Source organism: Homoserinibacter sp. YIM 151385 (assembly GCF_027912415.1).
Lineage (GTDB): Bacteria > Actinomycetota > Actinomycetes > Actinomycetales > Microbacteriaceae > Schumannella.
This window is the reverse complement of sequence record NZ_CP115175.1, coordinates 889,122-913,094: the sequence shown is the minus strand read 5'-3', so window position 1 is coordinate 913,094 and position 23,973 is coordinate 889,122. Positions and strand designations below refer to the sequence as shown.

Below are 23,973 nucleotides of genomic sequence, written 5' to 3'. Positions count from 1 at the left end.
TCTCAGGAGCAGTTCGGGTTCCGGGATTCGGTGTCGGGGAGCTCATGCGTCACGAGCTTCCAGCGGCCGTCGAGGTACTGGGCGCCGTAGCGGTGGAGCACGGGTCGGTTGGGGCGGTACATCGCCTCCGCGAGGGAGCGGCCGGCGCCGTCGAGGACGTCGATGCCGCTGACGTCGACGCAGACGTCGAGGGTCATCGCCGCGGGGCGCTCGTCGAGGTCGACGTCGCGCACCGCGATCCGGGTCACGCGGGCGGAGCCCGTCTGGGTGTAGCCGAGGTCGGCGCGCTCGGCGGCGAGCGCCTCGATCTCGCCGCGGACGAAGCCGTCTGCGAGCTCGCCGACGTCGCCGGGCCCGGCCTCCGGATCCGCGGCGACGGCGTCGCCGAGCGCGAGGAGATCATCGACCGCCGCGCCGGCCTGCTTCGCGGCCGCCGACTCCTCGGCGTCGAGCTCGCGGCCCGGCTCCTCGGGCTCGGGCGCGGGCGCCGGGATCCGGCTCGTGCGAGGCTCCGGTTCGGCGGTGGACGCCGTCGTGGGAGTCTCGTGCGGCGGCATGGTCCCCAGGGCGATCCCGATACCGCCCATGACCGCCGTCAGCGCGACGACTCCCACGACGGCTGCTCGGGTGGCTGGTCGCGCGGGCCGTCGTCGCCCCGCGCGCTCCTCGGCGGGCTCAGTCATGCTGGCCCGCCATCGCCTCGGCGAGCACCGGCCGGCGCCCGCCCTGCTCGAGCAGCTCGAGGCTGCGGCGCAGCTTCGTGCTCGAGGTGGACATCGTGTAGGGGAAGTAGACGACCTGCACGCCGACCGCGGACATCTCGCGCTCGATGCGGCGGCCCTTCTCGGTACCGCGCCAGTCGTCCCCCTTGAAGAAGACGTCGAAGCGGAGCCGCTCCCACATCCGGAGCTTGTCCTCGTCCTCCGCGACCGCCTCGTCGACGACGTCGATGTGCCGGACGATCTCGAGGCGCTCCGCGAGCGGGACGATGGGGCCGCGCCCCTTCGTCGCCTCGAGCCGCTCATCGCTCACGACCCCGGCGATGAGCCGATCGCACCGGGATCGCGCGTGCCGGAGGATGTTGAGGTGGCCGACGTGGAACAGGTCGAAGCCGCCCGCCGCGTAGCCGACGATCTCGGACATCAGTAGGCCCCCGATCCCGTGACGATGACGCGGGCGGTGCGCCACATGATCATGAGGTCGCCGGTGATGGACCAGTTCTCGACGTAGTAGAGGTCGAGCCGGACGCTCTCCTCCCAGCTGAGGTCGGAGCGGCCGTTGACCTGCCACATGCCGGTGAGGCCGGGCTTGATGTAGAGGCGCCGGTGCACGTGGCTCTCGTAGCCGTCGACCTCGCGCTGCAGCGGGGGGCGGGGGCCGACGAGGCTCATGTCGCCGACGAGCACGTTCCAGATCTGGGGGAGCTCGTCGAGCGAGTACTTGCGCAGGATCCGGCCGAGGCGGGTGACGCGCGGGTCCTGGCGCATCTTGAACAGCACGCCCGCGCCCTCGTCCGCGTCGAGGAGCTCGCCGAGGCGGGTGTCGGCGCGGTCGACCATGGAGCGGAACTTCAGCATCGTGAAGGTCTCGCCGTTCCGGCCCACGCGCTCCTGACGGAAGACCGCGGCACCCGGGCTGTCGAGCCGGATCGCGATCGCGATCGCGGCGAGGAGCGGCGCGAGGAGGAGCAGCGCGAGGGCGGCGAGCGCGATGTCCATCGCCCGCTTCACGAGGTGCTTCGCGCCGGAGAACTGGGGGAGCTCGACCTGCACGAGCGGCAGGCCCTCGACGGGGCGGAAGTGGATGCGCGGTCCGGCGACGTCGGTGAGGCTCGAGGCGAGCACGAGCTGCGTCGAGCCGCCCTCGAGCGCCCAGCTCAGCCGCCGGACGTAGTCGCGGTCGCCGACCGGCTCGCCGACGACGACGACCGCGTCGGCGCCCACGCGGTGGGCGGCGCCCGCGACGTGCTCGAGATCGGCGAGGCGGGCGATCGATCGGCCGCCGATCTCGATCCGTCCGCCGGGGAGGTCCTCGTCGGTCGCGGCGCCGACGACGAGGTAGCCGGCACGGCGCCGGCGCTCCATGCGCCCCACGACGTAGGCGACCTCGTCGGCGCTGCCGACGACGAGCGCGGTCGAGAGGTAGCGGCCCTCGCGGCGCTGGACGCCGAGCCAGAGGCGCCAGATCCAGCGGGTCACGAGCAGGGAGGTGATGCCGATCGCGAAGAGGGCGAGGTAGCGCTGGAGCTCGGTGTGCAGGTCGAGCACCGCGAGCCCCGAGGCGACGAGCGCGAACGCGACGACGGTCGCGCGGGCGACCCGTCGATACTCGGTCGCGCCGACGCCGACGATGGAGGCCTCGCGGGTGCGGCTGGAGGCGAGGACTCCCAGCCAGCCGACCGCCACCACGACCGGGAGGCTCCACTCCAGGCCGGTGATGGGGGCGGTCGACCGACCGGGCTCGATGACGAGCCGGCTCGCCCACGAGCCGGCGACCGTCACGAGCATGATGACGAGCAGGTCGCTGACCGCGAGAAGCCGCCGGTAGCGGGCATCCCAGTGCGGGCTGCTCGTCGTCGTGATGCGCCGCGCGTGCGAGCGGGCGCCGTCGAGGGTCGCCGACAGGTGGCCGGCGAGGGAGGCGGTGGTCCGGGGGGCGTCGTGCGCGGTCATGGCGTCGCGTCCGGGCTGGGGAGCCCGGGAACGCGCGCGGTGCCGTGCTGGGTGTCGGGGTCGACGAGATGCATCGGGCGGTGTCCTGGGTAATCGGGGGACCAGGGGATGACGGAGGCTGGGGTTCTCCGGCGGGGGCGGGATCAGGGTTCGGGGTGCGCAAGCCCGGCCGCGACGGGGGATCGCGACCCGGTTGTGTCACTCGAGCCGACCGTGGGGGGCGGTGGATCAAGCGGTACCAGGTACCTTGCGTCGGGGAAGTGTGGGCGTCTTCCGGAGCATCCGATGCTGATATCGAGCACCGGGTGGACGGGGGTGTCCAATCGGTGCCGACCTGGGAACTATGCCCCCATCCGGGGGGTGCCGTCAAGCCTTATCTCGTGGAATGTTCGAATTTCTCCGAGGGTCCGTGTGATGGCGATCTGTCGTCGATCGGGTAGACCGAGCGTTCCTCGCCTCGCGAGACAATCCCAGATCAGGGTCGGGTTGCGGCGCGGGTTCGCCGCTCAGTGCTCGCGCCCGGCGGACTCCCGGAGGTCCTCGCGGCGCGTGAGCGAGATCTCGAGCGCGATCCGCACCCCCGTCGCGATCCGCTCGAGGGGGAGGGTCGGGATCCCGGGCCCGGACCCCGTATCAGGAGTCGCCGGGACGTGCAGGAACCCGGTCCGCGCGTCCGGTGCGAGCCCGTCCAGCCCGGGCAGCGAGTAGAGCACGTGGTTGCAGACGTAGGTGCCGGCCGTGTTCGAGACCTCGGACGGGATGCCGGCCTCCCGGATCGCGGCCGCGATCGCCTTCACGGGCAGCGTCGCGAAGCGCGCGGCCGGGCCGTCCGGCTCGATCCGCTCGTCCACCGGCTGCGCGCCGTCGGCATCCGGGATCCGCGCGTCCTCGAGGTTGATGCCGACGCGCTCCGGCGTGATCGCGGCGCGGCCCGCGGCCAGCCCGACCGCGATCACGAACTCGGGGCGGAGTCGCGCGACGGCCTCCGCGAGCCGCGCGCGTGAGCCGGCGAAGGAGACGGGGAGGCGCAGCGTCTCGAGCCGCGCGGGGCCCGACCAGTCCCGCGCGACGAGCTCCACGGCATCCCAGGACGGGTTCCGGGTCGCGCCGTCGAAGGGCTCGAAGCCGGTGAGGAGCGCGGTCGGCCGGGTGTCGGGCATGCCCCGACGCTACGCGACGACCGCACCGCCCGCCCGTCGCGCCGAGGATGTCCTCGGGCCGGCGCGGGAGGCGCTAAGCTTGCTGATCGTGCCGGTCCGCCGGCGCACAAGCCACGGGCTGTGGCGCAGCTTGGTAGCGCACTTGACTGGGGGTCAAGGGGTCGCAGGTTCAAATCCTGTCAGCCCGACGTAAGAGCCCAGGTGAGAGTAAGTTTCTCGCCTGGGCATCTGTAAGTCCGGGATTGTTTTCCGTGGCCCCCCTCTTGCCCCCGGTGCTCTCGCGGGTGGTCGTCTGTGGACGGCCGCGCCGCCCCGGACCTGCTTCCTGTGGATATGGGGACCAAGAGAGGGGACCAGAACGCTTCCGGGAGCACTCCCTGTTGCGCCCCGGGTCTAATGGAGGCTCCTGATATCCCGAAAGAGATGAGGAGCATGCCGAATTTGAAGAAGTATCCGCTCGAGTTGAGGGAGCGGGCTGTGCGGCTGGTTCTGGCCGCTCGTGACGAGGATGGCGGCCGCAGGGGTGCGTGCACGCGCGTCGGGCACGCGCCACGCCCTCGATGAGCGGCGTGAGGTGATGGAGCAGCGAGCCGACGCCGTCCTCGACACCGCTCTCGACCAGGGCGCCGCCTGGACCACACACCCCTTGGTACACGACCGCGGACGGCAGGCCAGCGGCGGGCGTGGCACCAGCAGACCAGGACGGTCGCGGCCTACCGCGACCGCTACGGCATCACCGACGACAGGCCCCTGGGTGCCCTGCCCGCATCGACCGCGCAGAAGACCGACGCCGCCCGCGCGAAGACCGCCCTCGACCACGCCAGCCGAATCATCAACAGCGCGGATGAGCCCACGACGCGTCGCAAGCAGGAGCGGGACCCGCTCAGTCTGTAATCACATGAACCTGAAGCAGGCTTGTCCGATCCGCAAGACCCACACCAAGCAGGTCCATCCTCTGAGCAAACGTCTCGATCACAGGCCCGTCACGGTGCCGTCGATCGAAACGGGGGCTGGGTCGGGTTCGTTCACATAGACCTGCGGAGGGGTCCAGGTGGCCCGTAGCCGTCGCGCGCCCTGATGGGAGGGGCCGAGCACGAACGAGTCGATCCTGGACGCGGCCTGGTCGGTGATCAGCCGCTCAGCGAACAGCAGGCGGGCCACCGGCCGCAGGACGCTGTCGTCCAGGCCCAGTCCCCGCAGTGGCGCCAGGGGATCGATCGGCCGCGCCATCCACCCCATCTGCTGACCGAGCAGCGAGGTGCCGAAGAGCCCGTCGGACAGCGCCCGCTGCCCGACCTCGTCGGCCGAGATCCCGTTGATGGAGGCGCGCATGGTCGAGCCTCGCTGCTCCTGGGTGACCAACGTCAGCCGTTCCTCATGACCGATCGTCGAGACGGTTCTAGTGGATAGCTCCACGATCTGCACCGGCAGCGCGGTATGAGGGGAGGCGAACGGGACACCGCCGGCCCGGTTGTCCCGCAGCCGCACCAGCTCGGCATGGACCGCGTCGCTGCGCACCGCCGCGGTGAGCGAGATCGTCTTCCCGTCGTTGGTGATCTCTCGCGCACGAAATAACGTCCGGCCCACCCGCACCCACGGCGCCAGCTCCTCCGCAGCCAACTCCTCCAGACGACGCCGCACCCGCCGACCGAGGTCGTCCGGGTCACTCCACGGACTCGTCGTGTACAGGTTGCGGGCACCCTGGATCAGATCGCGCTGCGCACCGTCCATCGCCCCGCCGGTCTCGCCGTGCACGAACAGACACAGCCGCAGGCCGTTGCGCTCGGCCTCCAAGAACTCCGCATGCGTGGCCGAGTACCCGTCGGGCATCCGCACGCCGTAACGCGAACCCCACATGCCCACGTAGACATCAGAGCTGCGAACACCGGAGAGGTAGGCCTGCTCGGCCGAGACGTCCTGTGCTCCGAGATCCTCGAACATCACCGCCGTCGCCCCGACCGACTCGATCGCTGCCCGCACCGCGGCCCGCTCGTCGGGCATGTCGGTGATCAGGCTGGACACGAACACCCGCCGCCCGCTCGCCCACGCCCGCACATCCTCCCTGGTGGCAGCCAGGGAGGCCGAGCGCTGGTCAATCAGCAACGACGCATCCTCCATGCCTCAAGTCCATCACGGACACGTCCAGACGCGTAGCGCACACGCGAGCGTTGGGGCGGGCAAGCTCGCCTTGCCTCTTCCGGGTGTCTGCGCGGCGTCGTAAACTGGCTGCCGAGGCGGCCTCTTATGCGGCGCTGTCGCTCCTTGCGACCGTATGACCTTCCCGGGAATGGGCGGTCCTTTCAGGTTCTTGTCGCCGAACCTTTGAAGAGGTCTGTCCATGCTCCGACTCATCTGGGCTCTCAGTGTCCACACCCGCTACTTCCTGCGCCGCTACATGCCCTCCAACATCCTGCTCGACGCCATCCGCACTCGCCGCGGACTGCGTTGGAGCCTTCCGGAGATGCTGCTGGCAATCCCGTACCTGTACGCCGCGAACCTCTGCGTGCAACTGATCGAGGGCGGCGGTCCCGGGTGGCTGCACCTGCTCGTGCTGCTGTTCATCTACGACGCGATGAAGTTCGCCATCATGGGACCGGTCAGCCTCGTCCACCTGCTCCGTGCCCGCCTTCGCGAGCACGCCGCACGCCGCCGTGAGCAGCGTGCCGACCCCCCGGCTCATGGTCGCCGCGTAGGAGGGGGTGTGTGATGGGCGCGTACGTGAAGAAGATCGCCCGGCGCCGCTACGACGAACGACAGTTCACCGTCCGCGCGGTGCACCGTGACCCGCCCGACCTGCACAAGCTTTGCGAAGCCCTGATCCGCCTCACCCTGCAAGAGGTCGGCCAGTCACGGGCACACCACCGCGCAGATGAGGTTCCCGAGACCTACCCGAGCCCCGTACAGCCGGACTCAGCACGAGAGAATGACTGAGCCCCGGCGACATGACCGAGGTCGGAGGTCCACCGGGGCTTGCGATTTTCAGGGTAGCCGCGGTGTCGGCGAGGCTCGCTAGCCTCAGAGCCGCCGCCGGTAAAGTGGGTAGCGAATGACGGCGGGCGACTGAGGGAGGCAGACCATGGCGCGTGCGGACCTGCTTCTCGACCTCGTCGAGGCCGAGCGTCGTGGCGATCGAGACCGTTTCCGCGTCCTCGTCGAAGCGGTGATCGCTGAGGAGCGAGCCAACCAGCATCATCTCGTCGCCGACCGCCTGTCCGAGCTGATCACCACCACCGGACAGAGCGCCCCGCGTGATGACCGCGCCGCAGCCATGCGTGACCTGGTGCAGGAGATCGTTCCTCATCGACGCCTGGACGAGCTGGAGCTTGCTCCGGTCCCGCACCGGGTCGTCACCGAGCTGATCGAGGAGCAGAAGCGCGCCGAGCTGCTGCGCAGCTACGGGATCGAGCCCCGCAATCGACTGCTGCTGTCCGGCCCGCCGGGCAACGGCAAGACTAGCGTCGCCGAGGCCATCGCCTCGGAGCTGATGCTGCCGTTCTACGTCATCCGCTACGAAGGGGTTGTATCAAGTTTCTTGGGTGAGACCGCGGCACGGCTCGACAACGCCTTCGAGTTTGCCCGCACCCGCCGCTGCGTGCTGTTCTTCGACGAACTCGACACCATCGCCAAGGAACGATCAGACGAGCACGAGACCGGGGAGATCAAGCGGGTGGTCTCGACCCTGCTGCTCCAGATCGACCAGCTCCCTCCGCACGTCCTGCTGGTAGGGGCGACCAACCACAGCGAACTTCTCGACCGGGCCGCGTGGCGGCGCTTCCAAATTCGCGCTGAACTCGAACCGCCCAGTCGTGCACAGGCCACCCGCTTCCTGGAACGCCTCGCCGCCCGCTTGGGCGGCGACCTCGGATTCGCCCCCCGGACCCTCGCGGACAAGCTCGCGGGAGCAAGCTTCTCCGAACTGGAGGAGTTCGCGTTGGACGTGCGCCGTAGAGCCGTGCTCGAACTGCCCGACAGCAACCTCCGGCGGATCGTCCAGGAACGTCTTGAGCACAGGCGAGATCAGGCGGCGGGGTGACCGCGGAGCGCCGGCCGCTCCTGGCGTTCGGGTCGCCAACGGTGGTAGATCGGCCCACACAAACGCCCCGGGACATGCCGCGCTTGTCCAGACCCAATGCCGGTCGTCAAGGGGAGCGGCTGACGCCGCAGTTCGGTGAGCTGAGCGCAGCGTTCGATGCCGAGCGGGCGCGTCTTTCCGCTGACACACCCGACGAGGTCGACCCAGCGCTGGTGGTCGTCTTCGACCTCGCCGGCAGCATCAAGGACTTCCGCAACGCGATCGACCAGATCGACGGACTGGAGTTCCTGTCCGAGCTGATCGGAGACCAGTCCGACCCAGACGACGACTTCCACATGACCGAGTCCGAGAGCGGCCGCACGGACAAGCCCGTCCAGCATTCCCTGTACTTGATGATGTCGAACGCCAAAGCGATTGACGAACTCCTGCGCCTGTTCACCGCCTGGCAAGCAGACCCGTCAGCATCGTTCGCCTACGGCTTGGGCAAGTTCAAGACCGCGTTCCAGCAGCTCACCGCGATCCGACGGTGGGGACCAGAGGATCGCATCCGAGAGACCGGCCTGCGCGAGCAGTGGCAGGAGAACCTCGACGTGGTCGGCCAGTCCGTCAGCACCGTGATGGTTGAAGTCGAGCTGTGGTACCGCCGCGACGCCACACAGCGCGCCACAGCACAGGCGCACGTCGAGCAGGTCATCTCCGACAGTGGCGGCCGTGTGCTTGACCGCTCCCAGATCGGCGAGATCAGCTACCACGCCCTGCTCGCGGAGCTGCCGATCCAACAGGTTCACTCGTTGCTGGCCGACGGGGCCGCGTCGATCCGGCTACTGACCACCGACGAAGTCATGTTCGTCAACCCGTTCACTCCCATGAGCGTCGCACCGCCGACCACAGAACCGGTCAGCGAGGTCCGCCTGCCTCCCGGAGAACGCACCGACGGCCTGCCCAGGGTCGCCCTGCTGGACGGGCTGCCGTTTCCCAACCACGACGCCCTTGCCGGCCGGCTGGTGGTCGACGATCCCGATGGGCTCGGCGAGAACTACCCGCTGGCCGCGCGCCACCACGGCACCGCGATGGCCTCGCTGATCATCCACGGTGACCTCTCGGCCGACGGCGAACCGCTCGACCGGCCACTGTATGTCCGGCCCATCATGCGACCCCATGAGTTCATGGCAGGACACGAGCAGATCCTCCCGGACCGGTTGCTTACGGATCTGCTGCACCGCGCGGTCAAACGAATCGTCGAAGGAGAAGCTGGTCGGGGTCCGGTCGCGCCGAGCGTGCGCATCATCAACCTCTCCATCGGTGCGCAAGCCCGAGCGCTCGTGCGCCGGATGAGCCCTGTCGGACGGCTACTCGACTGGCTCGCCCATTCCTACAACCTGCTGTTCATCGTCAGCGCCGGCAACCATCTTGGCCCGCTCACGATCCCAGCCGATGCCACCAATAACGCCGACTCGGCACGATCTGCTACGCTTCGGTCCGTCTACGACGCCGCGCTACTGCGAGGCATCCTCCCTCCAGGCGACGCCCTCAACGCGTTGACCATCGGGGCCACCCACGGCGATGGGCTCGGCGACATTGAGGTGCCGGACACCGCCTGGGACATCACCCACCAGGACGGCCCAGCCCACTACGGCGCGACCGGCCCCGGCGTCGACCGCTCCGTCAAGCCCGACCTGCATCACATCGGAGGCAGGGCGCTCTACGCCCGCCCTGTCACACCTTCCGGTGGGCAGGAATCCGTCGCGGTGGAACTGGCTTCGACCGCAGCGACCGGGCCAGGCCTGCAAGTGGCCGCGCCCGGGCGAGCGGGCGCAACGAACAACACCGTCTTCACCATCGGCACGAGCAACGCAACCGCGTTGGTGGCCCGTGAAGCCAGCCGCCTGTACGACATCCTCGAAGCCGGCTCCGACGATCCCGATGACGCGCCGCTCCCGGACCCGCAGTACCACCCGCTGCTCGTGAGAGCCCTCCTCGCCCACGCCAGTAGTTGGGGCGAATGGGAGGCGCGACTGCGCCGCGAACTCGGCCTCACCAACCAGCGAGCCCGCCGCCACTTGACTGCGCTCCTGGGGTACGGCCGGCTCGACACCGACCGGCTCGGAACCGCAGCCACGAACAGAGCGGTGCTGGTCGGCGGGGGACTGATCGCACGCGACCAACGCCACACCTACGAGTTGCCGCTGCCGCTTTCGCTTCGTGCGCGTGCAGAGTGGCACCGCTTCACCATCACCCTCGCCTACATGGTCCCCACCGTCGGCCAGCTCAACCGCTACCGGGGCGCCAAGGTCTACTTCGCCACGCCAGACATGCAACTCGCCGGCGGGGAGCGGATCGATGCCGAGCATAACTCGGTCAGACGGGGAAGCCTCCAGCACGAGATTGTGCAGGGTACCCGCACGATGGTGTTCGGCGACGATGGCACCTTCCCGATCCACGTCGAGTGCATGGACGACGCTCAACGGCTACGCGCCGGCAAGACCGTGCGATACGCGCTCGTGGTGTCCGTGGAGACTGCGGAGCAGACATCGACCACCATCCATGACGAGGTACGGGCGAGACTGCGCCAGCAGGTTCGCGATCGCGCACGCGGCCGGGTGCAGAGCTGATGCCCACGACGACAGGCCGCTCAACGCCCGCACCACGCAGAATCGAGGCCGTATGAGCGCGAACGAAGACCAGGCCGCCGCCATCGACCTCACTCGGGCGCCGCGCGGCGAGCTGGCTGCCGCCCAGCTCGTTGCTGCCGTCGCAGACACCGGCGATCTCGCAGAACGTCACTACCTCGAACTGAAGGGGCCGCCCGACCTCGCGACGAAAGTGGACAAGGCCAAGGTGGCGAAGTTCATCCTCGGCGCCGCGAACCGGTTGCCCGATCGCGCCGCTGAGGCCTTCGAGGGCTACGGCGTGATGATCGTCGGCATTGCCAAGCAGGGCATCGAAGGCATACCGCCGATCGAGATGCTCGCACTGTCCCAGGTGATTCAGCCGTTCCTCGGCGCGGCCGGCCCTCACTGGGACGTCGTGCGCGTCCCGGTGGAAGGCTCGACGAACCAGGTCTTGGTCATCCTTGTCGACCCACCGCAGGTAGGTCAGCCACCGTTCATCTGCCGATCCAACGGCGAAGGACTCCAAAGCGGGCGCATCTACTACCGGGGCGACGGTGAGACCCGCGAGGCAAACGCCGATGAACTCGATCTGCTGATGGCACGCGGAGCCTCACGCCCGCCAGCCCCCGTCGAACTCGATGTCGCGGTCGTTGGCACCGTCGTTCCCCTCATCATCGACGAGCAGACCGTCGACGACCTCATCACCAACGCGCGCCAACGCCTCCTCGCTGCGCTCCCGAAACCGGAACCCAAGCAGTCGCCAGCCACAGGATTCGCGATGGGGTCATCCGACGGCTTTCGCGCGGCCATGGGAGCCTCGTCAGCTCTCTCGCGCCTCCTCGCCGACCAGACGTCGGCCGCGAGCCGCTTTGCTGCCTTCACCGCCACGGAAGAGCCGGAGAAGCGCTCGGAGGATGAGTACCGCGCCGAGATCGATGCCTGGGAGGAACAGTTCCGCGCCGCATGGGCAGAAGCTGTCGAACTGTTCGCCGTCCACGCCCTGCCCGCGAACGAGGTAACCGTCGTCAACAAGACCCAGACGTTCCTGCACGACGTAGAAGTGAAGCTGCACCTCGACGGCGCCGTTGAAGCCGAAGAACGCCAAGGCTACGGAGACGGACCCGACTGGCAAGACCTCAAGTTGCCCCCTCCACCTCGCAAATGGGGGCCTTGGAAACGAGACCTCGGTCTCCACGCCGGCTATTCCGCCAGCCTCGCGACGTCGATCGCATCCCAGCCCTACGCGCCCCGTCCATACGTGCCACCCGACGCTTCCTGGAAGACGACCGGCTCGGTCGATGTTGAAGTTGTCGTCGGAGACCTCCGCCCGGAGGCAACCTTCCAAACAGAGGACGGTGAGGCGGTTCTTCTCATCCGCGGTGAGGCGCCCGAGCAGATACAAGGCACCTGGACAGCGACCGCCCGAGGCTACAACCAACTGTTCACCGGCGCCGTCCAGGTGACGATCGCCGAGCCGACTCATCTTACGAACCTGATCCGCGACTTCTTCAATCTCGACTGAGACGACCCATTCCCGCACCTTGGGTCGTGGTTCGCTCTGCCGCCGCAGTCATGATGTCGGTGCCCGCGGCTAGCCTCATCACAAGCCTGGAGTCGGGCCCGACGAACTCCGGCGGAGAGGCAGCACATGTACCAGTCTGAGGGGCTTCCAGCCCGTGGTGTGGTGTTCTGGCCGGTTGGGACCGGCGACAGCACGACTGTAGTCATCGACGATCTTGTCGTGCTGCAGGTCGATCTGCACGACATGGCGAAGGCAAATGACGAGGCCACGCCGGAGGTTGCGGTGGTTGACCGGCTCGTTGACGCGTTGCCGGTGGTGGACGGTCTGCCGTACTTGGCGACCTTCGCGCTGACGCACGTTGATAAAGACCATTGCCTGGGCTTCGCGGACTTGCTGGAGCGCGTCAGGATCGGCGAGTTGTGGTCGACCCCTCGGCTGTGGCGTGAGTACAACGATCCGGACGCGCCGGAACTGTGCAACGACGCGATTGCGTTCCGGGAGGAGTCAGAGCGGCGCATCGCGGCAACGATGGATGCCGTGAACGCTGGAGGTGTCCCTGCAAGTGGTGATCATATCCGTGTTATCGGCTACGACGACGAACACAGCTCCCACGCCTATGACGAGCTGCCGGATGCGTACCTGGCGTGGCCGGGCCAGTCGTTGACCGTGCTTGACGGGCACGAGCGTGCGGGCGTGTTTGAGGCATTCATCCATGCGCCGTTCAAGGACGATGCGGCGGCGGCGCGGAACGAGACATCCTTGTCCATGCAGGTCACCTTGACGGACGAGACGGGTATTGACGGCAAAGTGCTGCTGTTCGGCGACTTGGCTCACGACACGATCATGAAGATCTTCAACTACAGCGAGTACTACAACCGTGAGCAGTATCTTTCTTGGGATCTGCTTCTGGCACCTCACCACTGCTCCAAGCGCGTGATGTACAAGAAGGATCTTGACGGCAACGAACAGCTCCAGATGGATGTGCTCAACGCGTTCGAGCGCAACGCCCGCCCGAACGGAGCCGTCGTCTGCAGCAGCGCCGTGTTTCCCGACGTGGACGTGGACGGACACAACCCGCCGCATAGGATGGCGGCAGACCGGTACGCAGAGATCGCGGACGAGGTCATCTGCACTATGTCGTGGGTCGATGAGGCAGCGCCGTCTCCGGTCGTGTTCGGTGTCGACGCGGCTGGCGCACGGGTCATTCGGGGCGACCTCGTCAGCCGCGCGGCGACCGAGGCCAAGGTCGAGCTCGCAGCTTCTGCGACTGGTCGCAGGTTCGCTGCCATCACAGCAGCCGCTGTCGCTGTCGGGAACGCAATTCCAGCCGCTACAGCCAGCGCTGCGCCTTCGGGTGCCGGCCCGGAGCGTGTTGACGCGGCGGTTGCTGCCGACCGAGGTGGCAACAGCGCCCCGGAGACGCCGGTCGGGTTCGGTCGTTGAGCGAGCTGGCCCACCGGCAACTTTCCGACCTCGCCGAAGTCAGCGGTGGTGCGATTCAGTTACTGGAGGTCGAGAATGATGAGAAGGGCCTAACCACCTTCACTATCTCGCTCGATACGTCCGGGATCGTGACGAGTGAGCCGGGCATCCGCGTGCGCGCCCGCGAACGATTCGAGATCGTGGTCGGCTCGTCCTTTCCGTATCTGCACCCGGACGTCTATGTCACGCACCGCCGCTGGGCGGGGACGCCACATGTGCAGTGGGGGCGCGTCCTGTGTCTGTATGCGGCTCCTTCCGTCGAGTGGAATCCTGCGGACGGGATGCGCGGTCTGATCGCGCGACTCAACCTGTGGCTGCAGCGTGCCGCGGCCGGCGAACTCGATCCGGCCGGCCAGCCGCTGCATCCGCCGGTCGCGTACAGCTCGTACAAGAACGGCTGGGTAGTCGTTCGCCCCGACTTGGGCGACCTGGTTCCTTGGGCGGAAGCGGAACCCGACTCTGCGCGAGTGCGCCTTCTGTACGCCTGGTGCGCACAGTACGGCGAACGGATCGATGTCCTGGAGTGGCTGACTGGCCAGCAAATATACGAACGGTTCGTGGCTGACGAACTGCCAGCGCGCGACGACCGCGGCACTGCGCTCTTCGTCGCTCCGCTGGTCTTGATTAGCGACACCCTCGACATGGAGTACCCCGGCACAGCGGAAGCCCTCGCCGCGGCTCTCGACACTTACGGGTACAGCCGCGATGAACTGCTCAGGGCCCTCGTGAGCGCTCGCACCATCAACAAAGCAGTTGGTGTCGCACTCGACGGAGACGGCGCCGCACCCGCCATGATGTTGCTCGGCACTCCCGCGCGCAGGCTCGAACCCGGGCAGCCACTGGCCCACATCACGGCCTGGCACCTGGACGACCTTGGTGAGCAGATCACCGATCTGCTCCAAGACGTCAGCCCGGAACACGTCGAACTCACCCAACGGGTGCGAGACCTGGCAGACACCTGGCTAGGTCTCGCCAAGATTCAGTGGATGGTCATTCACGAGGCCCGATCGGAGGTGACACGTCGCCGCGACTCCGGATCGCCCGCCCAGTGGCTCGCTGGGCGCAAGGTGTTGATCTTGGGCTGCGGAGCACTCGGGGCACCGATCGCTGAACACTGCGTACGCGCCGGAGCGGCGCAACTGCACGTCGTCGACAAGGGCGTTGTCACACCCGGAATCCTGGTCAGGCAGCCGTACGACGACGCGGACATCGGCTACAACAAGGCCGAACGATTGGCGCAGAGGCTGGCTCGTATCCGCCGGGACCTCTCGGTCACGAGCGCGCGGGACAATATCGTGACTGGCACGCTCTCGACCCCTGAAACTCTGCTCCAGTACGATCTCATCATCGACGCGACGGCCGACGTGGGAGTGCGGGTCGGGATCGAACGAGCACGTGCAGCTACACGCGGACAATGGCCACCGACGATCAGCGCGCTGTTCGGACACACCGCGCAGCGCGGCGTCGCCACGGTATCGATGCCGGGCGCCACCGGAAGTGGCCACGACATTCTGCGGCGCGTTGCCATCGACACCGTCACTAACCCGCCCGCGGGCTGGAGCGCCATCGCAGAAGACCTGTTCCCGAACCCGCCGCGCACTGATCGGTTCTTCCCAGAGCCAGGCTGCTCAGCACCAACCTTCACCGGCGCAGCAAGCGAAGTCACGTCGCTTGCATCCGCGCTGTTCTCCGCCGCCCTCGCCGCCGTTGCCGACGCGAACACAGCACCGATGTCCGCGATCGGCTCTGATCTTGCACCCACAGCATCAGGCATCTGCCCCGTGCCGCTGATCTGGCAGAACGACATCACACTCACGGACCACACCGGCGATTATGAAGTCCGCATCAGCGAACGGGCGCTTGCCGAGATGCGCACCGAGGCACGGCGAGGACTACGAGTACGAGGGACGCGAGTCGAGACCGGTGGGATGATCCTGGGCAGCCTCGACGAAGCCACCCAGACCGTCTACATCGATGCCGCTACCGGCCCATCGCCCGACAGCCACCTTTCAGCCGCGTACTTCGACCACGGCATCGAGGGCACCCAGGACATCGTCACGAGCATCCGCACCGCGACCGTCGATCGGATCGGATTCGTCGGGATGTGGCACACCCATCCGCACGGACTCGCCGCCCCGAGCCCCACCGACGAGGACGGTATGGCCGACATCGTGTCGCCCGACGGCACTGGGCGCAGAGCCGTCATGCTGATTCTTGGTGGCAGGGGAAGCACCTGGCGGAGCTGGTTGGAGACAGGAACACCGCCGGATCTCTACGTGCGCGTGGTGAGCCGCGCGACCACAACCCGACCTGAGACGCCGACGGCACTTCATCTCATCTCGCCGGGTGCGTGGTTCCCCGGCGGCTACGCCTACCCGAGCCAGAGAACTTCTGACGAAGAGGAGCAAGAAGCTCCAGGTGGTGACCGATGACTACGAAGATCGGTCTTGCCCTCTCCGGGGGAGGGTTCCGCGCCACAGCATTCGGCCTCGGTGCTCTCCGAGCCCTCCATGACCGCGACGTGCTCGACAAGGTCAATGTCGTGTCAGGCATCAGCGGCGGCAGCCTCCTGACCGCAATGTGGGCGTACGGACCTCAGCGATTCGATGAGTTCGACGACACCGTCACCGCTCTGCTCCGAAGGGGCCTACAAGCCGAACTGGCGCGCCGCGCTTTTACTCCACGCGCCGCCTGTCGAGCAACACTGAGCACAATGCGTGCTCTCGGCACTCGGCAAGGTCGCTCGTACTCCCGTACGGACGCGCTGGTTGAGGCACTGGCCTCGCGCCCCTTCGGCGCCCAGAAGATGACCGAGGTCAGGCACGCCGGCCTGGACACTGTCATCTCTGCGACCGACATGAGAACCGGTAACGCCGTCAGGTTCGGCAGCGCCCTCAGCGCCTCTTCCCCCTACGGGCGGATCGTTGATGAGGTGCCCGTGGCCGATGCCGTCGCAGCCTCAGCAGCCTTCCCCGTCCTGCTACCCGTCTTGCATCGGCGATACGTGTTTCAACGAACCGATGGCACGCGCCACCACGAAGAGCTGGCGATGACCGACGGCGGTGTTTACGACAACCTGGGCCTCGCGCCCCTGCTGCCCGGTCGGTCTACCCGCTACAGCCCTCATGTCTACGACCTCGACTACATCATCGCAGTCGATGCTGGTCGAGGTCGCGGTGAACAAACCCCAGCTCGCTTCCTTACTGGACGACTCGCGCAGAGCTTCGACATCACTCACACGAAGTCGCAGGACGCTGCGCGAAGCCGAATTCACTCGATTGGAGAGGCAGCGGAGATCAAGGGATTTCTTCATGTCTACCTCGGCATGCATGACGACCGGCTCCCAACCCCTATGGCCGACCTGATCCCACGAGGCACGGTGCACGCTTATCCCACGAACTTCGCGGCGATGACCAAGAGCGATCTGGATGCGATCGTCATTCGCGGTGAGCAACTGACACGCTCACTGATCAACGCCTACACACCCGCCCTCGGCGCATGATGCACGTGCAGACTCCTCGCGGTGGCGATCCCGCCAGAAGCGGAATGGAGGGTGACTGGCCGAAGTGGACCAATCAAGTGACCAACAGCCTGCAAACGCTGCAAAACGAGATGCCGAGAGCAACCGGATGAAGCACAAAACCCGAGGTCAGAGGCGGTAGAGCCGTCGATTCCGGCACCTGGGGGTCAAGGGGGCGCAGGTTCAAGTCCTGTCAGCCCGACGGAAACGTCCTGATGAGATGCTGTCTCCCGTCCGGCGCTCGTGATAGCGATCAGCGGTGCGGTGAGGGCCAGCTCGCGCCGGAGATCCGCGATCGAATCGGCAGCTGCCGAGCACGCGAACGAGCGGTGCGATGGTCTTCTCGCTCGTCGAGGCCGAGCGCCACGTACGTCCACCGATCTCCGATGGTGACCGAGTCGTCCGCGAGGGTGATGCGGCGGTCGAGGCCGATGTTCAGTAGGTCGCTGCAGCGCCTCGACGGCTCCCTGCGCCGGCTAAGACGAGCCCGCGCGCCGGTCGATCCGCGGGTCGATCCAGCATGCTCGTGCCCTGATTCCGGAGTGACGGCGATTCGCGGCTGGGGCGTGTTGCGGAACTCATTGGCAGGTCGACCGGGGGTCCTGGCATTCGGGCTGTCCCTCACACGGATCGTTTGCGAGTACGAGGTGTCTTCGATCTGGCATCCGCGACACGCTCGTCCTGCGACGGACTGCCGCGATCCGAAGGCGAGAGCCGAGGCGGGACGGCACACGGATCCTCCGTAGGATGAGTCCTGAGCATCAGACAGGAAAGCCAAGGGAGCGTCGATGAGTCACGGCCGCACACGGATTCTCACCGCGGTCGGCGGGCGTCGAGGGGTTCGTGCCCTCCTGACGGCGACGGTGGCCACGGCCCTGGTGGTCGCGCCGTCGCTCGCGCACGCCGAGCCGTCCCTGGGCTCGGACGACGACGAGCTGTGGTACTTCGAGGACACGGGCATCTCCGAGCTCCACGAGACGGCCACCGGCGAGGGCGTGAGCATCGCGCTGCTCGACTCGGGTGTGAACCCGGACGCTCCTGCGCTGCGCGGCGCCGACATCGTGGGGACCGAGTTCTCCTGCCCGGACGGCGAGGGGACGGTGAGCGGTCTGCACGACGACGTGGAGGCGACGCATGGGACCCAGCTGGCCGCGGTGCTGGTGGGCAACGGCGAACCGGTCGACGGTCAGCCCGGTGTGCCCGGGATCGTTCCGGACGCGACGATCGTCTCCTACGACGTGGCGTCGGAGGACCCGATGACCCCCACGGTCGAAGAGGACTTCACGTGCGAGAAGAGCACCGAGCTGCTCCGGGACTCGATCCTCGACGCCATCGATCGTGACGTCGACCTCATCGTCACCGGCATCTCACGCTCCTACGGTTCGCAGGCCGTGACGGCCCTGATCCAGGCGATGAACTCGGGCATCGTCGTGGTGGCGGGGAACAGCAACATCAGCGAGCTGGCGCTCGAATCGAGTTCCAGCAGTATCCGGATCGATCAGTTCAACGGTGTCGTCTCGGTCGAGAACGCGACACAGGACGGTCAGCGTGACGATCCCGTCATCGCTCCGTGGATCACGGTGATCGCTCCGGGAACCGGCTACGTCACGTATGAGCGGGGCACCGGAGCGTGGAGCGAGCGATTCTACTGGGCGGCCTCCAACTCGCCTGCGACGGCCTACACCGGCGGCCTGCTCGCGCTGCTCAAATCGGCCTACCCCGAGGCGACCGGCGACCAGCTGATCCAGGCGCTCGTGCGGGGAGCAGACGGCGGCAACCCTGATCTCGTCCGGACGGATGAGAACGGGTACGGATTCGTCAGCCCCCGCACCATGATGGCGACCGATCCGACGACCTTCGTCGACGAGAACCCGCTGCTGCGCGACGAACCGGGGACCTGGCCGCTCCTGCAGGACTTCGAGGACGGCATCTTCACCGACGGCACCTGGGACTATCCCCTCGACGGCGACGGATCGGCCCAGGCGACGCAGGAGGGGGCGGGCGAGGAGAGCCCCCTCCCGGCGGGCATCTTCGTGATCCTCGGCCTGCTCGCGGCAGCGGCCGTCCTCGGGGTGGTCGTCGTCGTCATCCTCCTGGCACGGCGTCGCCGGAGGTAGCGCGAGGCCTCCCACCTCGAACACCGGCCGGGCGACGCGTCCTGACGCTCCTGCTCGGATCGTCGCAGGCCCCCACTCGGGCAGCTGCGCGGGAGCGCGCGCTCGTCACGGGGTAGCGTGGAGGCATAACCACGTGACACGGGGTGCCCCGCGGGGCTGAGATCACACCCGTCGAACCTGATCTAGTTCGTACTAGCGAAGGGATGTCGCGCATGACGCGCACGCCAGAAGACCTGCTCGATTTCACCTGCTCCGCACTGGACGGGGTGCGCGCCGGCGCGCCACTCGTCCAATGCATCACCAACAGCGTGGTGGTGAACGTCACCGCCAACGCGCTCCTCGCCCTCGGCGCATCGGCCGCGATGGTCGACATCCCGGCGGAGGCCGGCCCGTTCGCCCGGGTCGCGTCCGGTCTCCTCCTGAACCTCGGGACGCCGACGGCGGAGCAGCGGGAGGCGATGCTCGAGGCGGTGGCGGCCGCGAACGACGCGGGAACGCCGTGGGTGCTCGACCCGGTCGCGGTCGGCTCCCTCCCGGTGCGGACGCCGCTGGGTCATACCCTGCGGGATCTGCGCCCGACCGTCGTGCGAGGGAACGCGTCGGAGATCATCGCCGTGGCCGGCTCCGGCGCCGGGGGACGCGGCGTGGACGCCTCCGACGGCGTGGACGCCGCCGTACCGGCCGCGCGGTCGCTGGCCGAGCGCACCGGGGGAGTCGTCGCGGTCTCCGGCCCGGTGGATGTCGTCACCGACGGACGGGATCTGGTCAGGATCGCCAACGGCGACGCGCTGCTGACGCGGATCACCGGAGGCGGGTGCGCGCTCGGCGCGGTGATGGCCGCGTTCGCCGCGGTGGACGCCGACCGGTTCGCCACGACGGTCGCCGCGATCACCGTCTACACGGTCGCGGCGGAGCTCGCCGCCGAGCGCGCCTCCGGGCCGGGGAGCTTCCAGGCGGCGTTCCTCGACGCGCTCGCCGCCGTCGACGCCGGCACCGTGCGCAGCAGGGCGGCGCTGTCGTGAGCATCGATCTGTCGCTGTACCTCGTGACGGACTCGCGCCGTGCGGCTGCGGCCGGCCACGATCTGCTCGGTCTCGTCCGCGAGGCGGCGGAGGGCGGCGTGACGGTCGTGCAGCTGCGGGAGAAGGACGCCCCAGCGTGTGTGTTCCTGGAGACGGTGCTGCGCATCGCCGACGCCCTCCCGTCGGAGGTCGCACTGCTGGTGAACGACCGGGTGGACGTGTTCCTCGCCGCGCGCGCCGCCGGGGCCCGGGTCGCGGGCGTTCACGTCGGCCAGTCCGATCTGCCGGTCGAGGCGGTGCGCGAGCTGGTCGGCCCGCATGCGGTCCTCGGGCTGAGCGCGTCGACGCCGGAGCAGCTCCGTCTCGCCGCAGCGAGCCCCGCCCGGGTCGATTACGTCGGCATCGGGGCCGTGCACGCCACGACGACGAAGGAGGATGCGCCCGAGCCGCTCGGCCTCGACCGGTTCGCCCGGCGGGTGGCGGCGAGCGCGCTGCCCGCGGTCGGGATCGGGGGCGTCACGAGGGCCGATCTGCCGGCGATGCGCGCGGCCGGCGCGGCCGGTGCCGCGGTCGTCTCCGCGATCTGCTCCGCCCCCGATCCACGGGGCGCCGCGCGCGGCCTGCGCGAGGCCTGGGAGACGGCATCGTGACCGTGGCTCGGCAGGTGCCGCGCGTGCTGAGCATCGCGGGCACCGACCCGACGGGCGGCGCCGGCATCCAGGCGGATCTGAAGAGCATCGCCGCGAACGGCGGCTACGGCATGGCGGTGATCACGGCCCTGGTCGCGCAGAACACGCACGGCGTCCGCTCCGTGCACGTGCCGCCGGTCGAGTTCCTGACCGAGCAGCTCGATGCGGTCTCGGATGACGTGGAGATCGACGCGGTCAAGATCGGCATGCTCGCCACCGTCGGCGTGATCGACGCTGTGGGGGACTGGCTCGACCGTGTCCGCCCGCCGGTGGTCGTGCTCGATCCGGTGATGGTCGCGACCAGCCGCGACCGCCTCCTTGATCGGGATGCGGAACAGGCGCTGCGCGAGCTGGTCTCCCGCACCGACCTGCTCACCCCGAACATCCCGGAACTGGGCATCCTCGCGGGCGAGCCCACCGCGACCGACTGGGCGGCGGTCGTGGCGCAGGCGGGACGGGTCTCCGCACGGTACGAGGTGCGCGTCCTCGCGAAAGGCGGCCACCTCGACGGGACGGCGCTGCCCGACGCCCTCGTCGACGCGCGCGGCGACACCGTCGAGATCATCGAGTTCCCCGGTGTCCGCATCGACACGAGCAGCACGCACGGCACCGGGTGCTCGCTGTCCTCCGCCCTCGCCACCCGCTTCGCACGCACGGCCGACTGGGCCGGCGCGGTGGTGGAGTCCAAGCGGTGGCTCACGGAGAGCATCCGCCACGGCGCGGACCTGCAGGTCGGTTCAGGCCACGGGCCGATCAGTCACTTCGCGGGGCTGTGGGAACGTGGCGGCACCGAGACCCGCCCCACGCCCGCAGAGGTCGAAGCCGAATGGTGGGAGCACATCCGCGAGATCCGGGACGGGATCGACGAGCTGCCGTTCGTGACGGGGCTGGGCGACGGCACCCTCGACCGGGACTCGTTCCTCTGGTATCTCGCGCAGGACGCGCTCTACCTCCGCGACTACTCGCGCGTGCTCGCCGAGGCCAGCCGTCTCGCGCCCACGACCGACGAGCAGGCGTTCTGGGCCGGATCCGCGCAGGGCGCCATCGCGGCCGAGCTGCAGCTGCACGAGAGCTGGCTCGCCGCCGACGCGATCGAGGCGGCGCGGCCGAGCGAGACCACGACCGCCTACCTGAACCATCTGCTCGCGTGCGCCGCCCGCGGCGACTACCCGGTGCTGATCGCCGCGGTGCTGCCGTGCTTCTGGCTCTACCAGGACGTCGGAACCCGCCTCCACCCGCGCGCTCACTCCCGGCATCCCTACCGGTCCTGGCTCGACACCTACGCCGACCCGGCATTCGAGGCCTCCACTCGGCGCGCGGTCGACGTCGTCGCGCGTCTCGCCGCGACCGTGGACGAGGCGAGACGAGCCGAGATGCGCGAGGCGTTCCGCGCCTCGGCCGCTCACGAGCACGCCTTCTTCGCCGTCCCGACCTCCCCGCGACCCGCGCCGAGCGAGGAAGGACCGATGTCGCCGTAGGCGGTGCTCGCGAGGTGCTCGAGGAGACGGGCATCGTCGTGTGCGCTGGCGAGCGATCGTGGTCGCTCGCCTGATCTCGCTGCTGGTCGCCGACGGAAACCCGGTCGTCGGCGTGACGAGGCGATCTGCTCGGACCGCGGGCGCCGGACCATGGATCACACTGCGGGTCGGTCAGATCGCGCCGCGCGCCCAGGCCCTGGCCGTGGAGTCTGCGAGGTCGGCGATCTGCGTGTCGGGGAGCATGTGCTGCACATTGCCGCCGATGGCCAGGGCGGCGATGCCGTGTGCGAGCGACCAGAGCTCGGCGGCGCGTCGCGTCGTCTCCGCCGATGGCAGGTGCGCGCTCAACGCGGCCTCGAACTGCTCCTGCACTCGGAGGGTCTGTTGCAGGAGATCCTGATGCCGGGTCTTCTCGATCCCGTGGGCGAACATCACCTCGAACCGCGCGGGGTCCTCACGGGCGAAACCGAGATACTCCGTGGCGATCAGCGAGGCCGCGTCGGCGAACGTCGGAGGCATGGCGAGGCTGCCGAAGCGGTCCTCCAGTTGTCTGAACGCGGTCAGTGCGGCCGCAGCGAGCATGGCGTCACGGTCGGCGAAGTGCCGATAGGGGGCGGAGGTCGATACGCCGACGCGTCGGGCGGCCTCCGACACGCTGAATCCGCGGGCCCCGCGCTCGCGCACGAGCTCCGCGGTCGCCGCAAGCAGGGCGTTGCGCAGATCGCCATGGTGGTAACCACGCTCAGACATGGGTGAGGTGCCTCCTTCAGCGCCCGATGTTGCAGTCTCTCACATCGGCCGTCTACGCTCATGTGTGAACCTCTCACATGAGGGGCGTGCGGCTGTCTGTCGATGGCCGCCCTGACGAGTGAGGGGACGGGATGCGGTACGAGGCGACGACGGCGCTGGTGACAGGGGCGAGCTCGGGGATCGGCGCGGAGTTCGCCGGGCGTCTCGCTCGGCGCGGGGCGGATATCGTCGCCGTGGCCCGCAGGCTCGAGGAGCTGGACTCACTCGCGGAGCGCATCAGAGCGGAGACCGGGCGGCGGGTGCACGTCGTCCCCTTCGACCTGTCCCAGGAGCGTGCCGGCTACCGGCTGGCCGAACAGCTTGCCGGGGTGGGGTTGCGGGTCGACACAGTGGTCAACTGCGCGGGCGTCGGCGTGACGCGCGTCTTCGGCGATTCCACCGAGGAGCAGCTCCGGCGGCAGCTGCGGGTCAACATCGATGCGACCGTCGAGATCTCGCACGCGTTCCTTCCCCAGCTCATCGCATCCGGTGTGGGCGCGCTGATCAACGTGGGGAGCATGACGGGATACATGCCGGTTCCGGGCATGGCGGTCTATGCGGCCGCGAAATCATTCGTCGTGCACTTCACCGAAGCGCTGGCCCACGAGGTTCGTGCCTCGGGTGTGACCGTCATGGCCGTTTCCCCGGGGCCGACGGCCACAGCGTTCTACAGCACCTCGGGGACCACAGAGAAGGGGGTGCGGTTCCAGACGCCGGATCAGGTCGTCACCACCGCGCTGGATGCGCTCCAGCGCAAGAATCCGCCGGTCAGCGTCATCTCCGGCACTCGGAACCGCTGGACGAAGCGACTGGTCGGTGTGCTGCCCGTGCGCACGGTGCTGCGTGCTGCGGAGATCCGACCCGCCGATTCCTGAGC

19 protein-coding genes, 1 tRNA gene and 1 riboswitch are annotated in these 23,973 nt (G+C 68.5%); of the genes, 14 read left to right on the top strand and 6 right to left on the bottom strand.

The genetic code is table 11. The features are described from left to right. Positions 1–2: 2 nt before the first annotated feature. The 4 genes from OF852_RS04395 to pcp all read right to left on the bottom strand — a co-directional run bounded on the left by OF852_RS04395 (position 3) and on the right by pcp (position 3,832). Positions 3–614 carry a hypothetical protein gene (locus tag OF852_RS04395; protein WP_271120591.1) on the bottom strand — a complete coding sequence of 204 codons (612 nt, stop codon included), beginning with the start codon at positions 612–614 and terminating at the stop codon, positions 3–5. Positions 615–675: 61 nt separating this feature from the next. Further along, positions 676–1,143: an adenylyltransferase/cytidyltransferase family protein gene (locus tag OF852_RS04390; protein ID WP_271120590.1), complete on the bottom strand. Its 468-nt coding sequence runs from the start codon at positions 1,141–1,143 to the stop codon at positions 676–678. Further along, positions 1,143–2,672 carry a sugar transferase gene (locus OF852_RS04385; RefSeq protein ID WP_271120589.1) on the bottom strand — a complete coding sequence of 510 codons (1,530 nt, stop codon included), beginning with the start codon at positions 2,670–2,672 and terminating at the stop codon, positions 1,143–1,145. Before OF852_RS04385 ends, OF852_RS04390 begins: the two co-directional genes overlap by 1 nt. A 506-nt stretch (positions 2,673–3,178) precedes the next feature. Then, positions 3,179–3,832 carry a pyroglutamyl-peptidase I gene (gene pcp, locus OF852_RS04380; protein WP_271120588.1) on the bottom strand — a complete coding sequence of 218 codons (654 nt, stop codon included), beginning with the start codon at positions 3,830–3,832 and terminating at the stop codon, positions 3,179–3,181. Between the two features lie 114 nt (positions 3,833–3,946). On the opposite strand from pcp, the gene OF852_RS04375 reads away from it, so the two are divergent. Beyond that, positions 3,947–4,020, top strand: a tRNA-Pro gene (locus tag OF852_RS04375). Positions 4,021–4,804: 784 nt separating this feature from the next. Here OF852_RS04375 and OF852_RS04370 read toward each other — a convergent pair. Continuing rightward, positions 4,805–5,950, bottom strand: coding sequence for a DUF4062 domain-containing protein (locus tag OF852_RS04370; RefSeq protein WP_271120587.1), 1,146 nt, complete (start codon positions 5,948–5,950; stop codon positions 4,805–4,807). Between the two features lie 220 nt (positions 5,951–6,170). Here OF852_RS04370 and OF852_RS04365 point away from each other — a divergent pair, with 220 nt between their 5' ends. The 12 genes from OF852_RS04365 to OF852_RS04310 all read left to right on the top strand — a co-directional run bounded on the left by OF852_RS04365 (position 6,171) and on the right by OF852_RS04310 (position 22,307). Continuing rightward, the gene (locus OF852_RS04365) at positions 6,171–6,539 is read left to right on the top strand and encodes a sulfate permease (RefSeq protein WP_271120586.1); all 369 of its coding nucleotides are present in this window, start codon (positions 6,171–6,173) and stop codon (positions 6,537–6,539) included. An 11-nt stretch (positions 6,540–6,550) separates the two neighbouring features. Beyond that, on the top strand, positions 6,551–6,763 hold the full coding sequence (locus tag OF852_RS04360) for a hypothetical protein (protein ID WP_271120585.1): 213 nt from the start codon (positions 6,551–6,553) through the stop codon (positions 6,761–6,763). 145 nt (positions 6,764–6,908) lie between these two features. Beyond that, positions 6,909–7,865 (top strand): AAA family ATPase, encoded by a 957-nt coding sequence (locus OF852_RS04355; protein WP_271120584.1) that lies wholly within the window; start codon positions 6,909–6,911, stop codon positions 7,863–7,865. Then, positions 7,862–10,477 carry a S8 family peptidase gene (locus OF852_RS04350; protein WP_271120583.1) on the top strand — a complete coding sequence of 872 codons (2,616 nt, stop codon included), beginning with the start codon at positions 7,862–7,864 and terminating at the stop codon, positions 10,475–10,477. The genes OF852_RS04355 and OF852_RS04350 overlap by 4 nt, the downstream gene beginning before the upstream one ends. A gap of 52 nt (positions 10,478–10,529) precedes the next feature. After that, positions 10,530–11,999: a hypothetical protein gene (locus OF852_RS04345; protein WP_271120582.1), complete on the top strand. Its 1,470-nt coding sequence runs from the start codon at positions 10,530–10,532 to the stop codon at positions 11,997–11,999. 126 nt (positions 12,000–12,125) lie between these two features. Beyond that, positions 12,126–13,442, top strand: coding sequence for a hypothetical protein (locus tag OF852_RS04340; protein ID WP_271120581.1), 1,317 nt, complete (start codon positions 12,126–12,128; stop codon positions 13,440–13,442). Further along, positions 13,439–15,913, top strand: a complete 2,475-nt coding sequence (locus OF852_RS04335) for a ThiF family adenylyltransferase (RefSeq protein ID WP_271120580.1) — start codon at positions 13,439–13,441, stop codon at positions 15,911–15,913. Before OF852_RS04340 ends, OF852_RS04335 begins: the two co-directional genes overlap by 4 nt. Beyond that, entirely contained in the window at positions 15,910–16,983 is a 1,074-nt protein-coding gene (locus OF852_RS04330) for a patatin-like phospholipase family protein (protein ID WP_271120579.1), read from the top strand. Before OF852_RS04335 ends, OF852_RS04330 begins: the two co-directional genes overlap by 4 nt. Positions 16,984–17,789: 806 nt before the next feature. Further along, on the top strand, positions 17,790–19,118 hold the full coding sequence (locus OF852_RS04325; protein ID WP_271120578.1) for a S8 family peptidase: 1,329 nt from the start codon (positions 17,790–17,792) through the stop codon (positions 19,116–19,118). A gap of 129 nt (positions 19,119–19,247) precedes the next feature. Continuing rightward, positions 19,248–19,339: riboswitch (TPP riboswitch) on the top strand. Then, a complete protein-coding gene (thiM, locus tag OF852_RS04320; protein ID WP_271120577.1) occupies positions 19,331–20,140 on the top strand; it encodes a hydroxyethylthiazole kinase in 810 nt (269 codons plus the stop codon). (Overlaps the previous riboswitch by 9 nt.) Continuing rightward, complete coding sequence (gene thiE / locus OF852_RS04315; protein WP_271120576.1) at positions 20,137–20,790, top strand: thiamine phosphate synthase; 654 nt, start codon at positions 20,137–20,139, stop codon at positions 20,788–20,790. Before thiM ends, thiE begins: the two co-directional genes overlap by 4 nt. Further along, on the top strand, positions 20,787–22,307 hold the full coding sequence (locus OF852_RS04310) for a bifunctional hydroxymethylpyrimidine kinase/phosphomethylpyrimidine kinase (protein WP_271120575.1): 1,521 nt from the start codon (positions 20,787–20,789) through the stop codon (positions 22,305–22,307). The genes thiE and OF852_RS04310 overlap by 4 nt, the downstream gene beginning before the upstream one ends. Positions 22,308–22,478: 171 nt before the next feature. Here OF852_RS04310 and OF852_RS04305 read toward each other — a convergent pair whose 3' ends face one another. Next, positions 22,479–23,057, bottom strand: coding sequence for a TetR/AcrR family transcriptional regulator (locus OF852_RS04305; RefSeq protein ID WP_271120574.1), 579 nt, complete (start codon positions 23,055–23,057; stop codon positions 22,479–22,481). A gap of 131 nt (positions 23,058–23,188) precedes the next feature. On the opposite strand from OF852_RS04305, the gene OF852_RS04300 reads away from it, so the two are divergent. Then, positions 23,189–23,971, top strand: a complete 783-nt coding sequence (locus tag OF852_RS04300) for an SDR family NAD(P)-dependent oxidoreductase (RefSeq protein ID WP_271120573.1) — start codon at positions 23,189–23,191, stop codon at positions 23,969–23,971. The last annotated feature ends 2 nt before the right edge of the window (positions 23,972–23,973 follow it).

Bases quoted from the DNA above. Each gene is read 5' to 3' on its own strand.
- OF852_RS04370 (WP_271120587.1), bottom strand. From the start codon at position 5,950: ATGGAGGATGCGTCGTTGCTGATTGACCAGCGCTCGGCCTCCCTGGCT.
- thiM (WP_271120577.1), top strand. From the start codon at position 19,331: ATGACGCGCACGCCAGAAGACCTGCTCGATTTCACCTGCTCCGCACTG.
- OF852_RS04300 (WP_271120573.1), top strand. From the start codon at position 23,189: ATGCGGTACGAGGCGACGACGGCGCTGGTGACAGGGGCGAGCTCGGGG.
- OF852_RS04345 (WP_271120582.1), top strand. From the start codon at position 10,530: ATGAGCGCGAACGAAGACCAGGCCGCCGCCATCGACCTCACTCGGGCG.
- OF852_RS04390 (WP_271120590.1), bottom strand. From the start codon at position 1,143: ATGTCCGAGATCGTCGGCTACGCGGCGGGCGGCTTCGACCTGTTCCAC.
- pcp (WP_271120588.1), bottom strand. From the start codon at position 3,832: ATGCCCGACACCCGGCCGACCGCGCTCCTCACCGGCTTCGAGCCCTTC.
- OF852_RS04385 (WP_271120589.1), bottom strand. From the start codon at position 2,672: ATGACCGCGCACGACGCCCCCCGGACCACCGCCTCCCTCGCCGGCCAC.
- OF852_RS04340 (WP_271120581.1), top strand. From the start codon at position 12,126: ATGTACCAGTCTGAGGGGCTTCCAGCCCGTGGTGTGGTGTTCTGGCCG.
- OF852_RS04325 (WP_271120578.1), top strand. From the start codon at position 17,790: ATGAGTCACGGCCGCACACGGATTCTCACCGCGGTCGGCGGGCGTCGA.
- OF852_RS04355 (WP_271120584.1), top strand. From the start codon at position 6,909: ATGGCGCGTGCGGACCTGCTTCTCGACCTCGTCGAGGCCGAGCGTCGT.
- OF852_RS04365 (WP_271120586.1), top strand. From the start codon at position 6,171: ATGCTCCGACTCATCTGGGCTCTCAGTGTCCACACCCGCTACTTCCTG.
- OF852_RS04330 (WP_271120579.1), top strand. From the start codon at position 15,910: ATGACTACGAAGATCGGTCTTGCCCTCTCCGGGGGAGGGTTCCGCGCC.
- OF852_RS04305 (WP_271120574.1), bottom strand. From the start codon at position 23,057: ATGTCTGAGCGTGGTTACCACCATGGCGATCTGCGCAACGCCCTGCTT.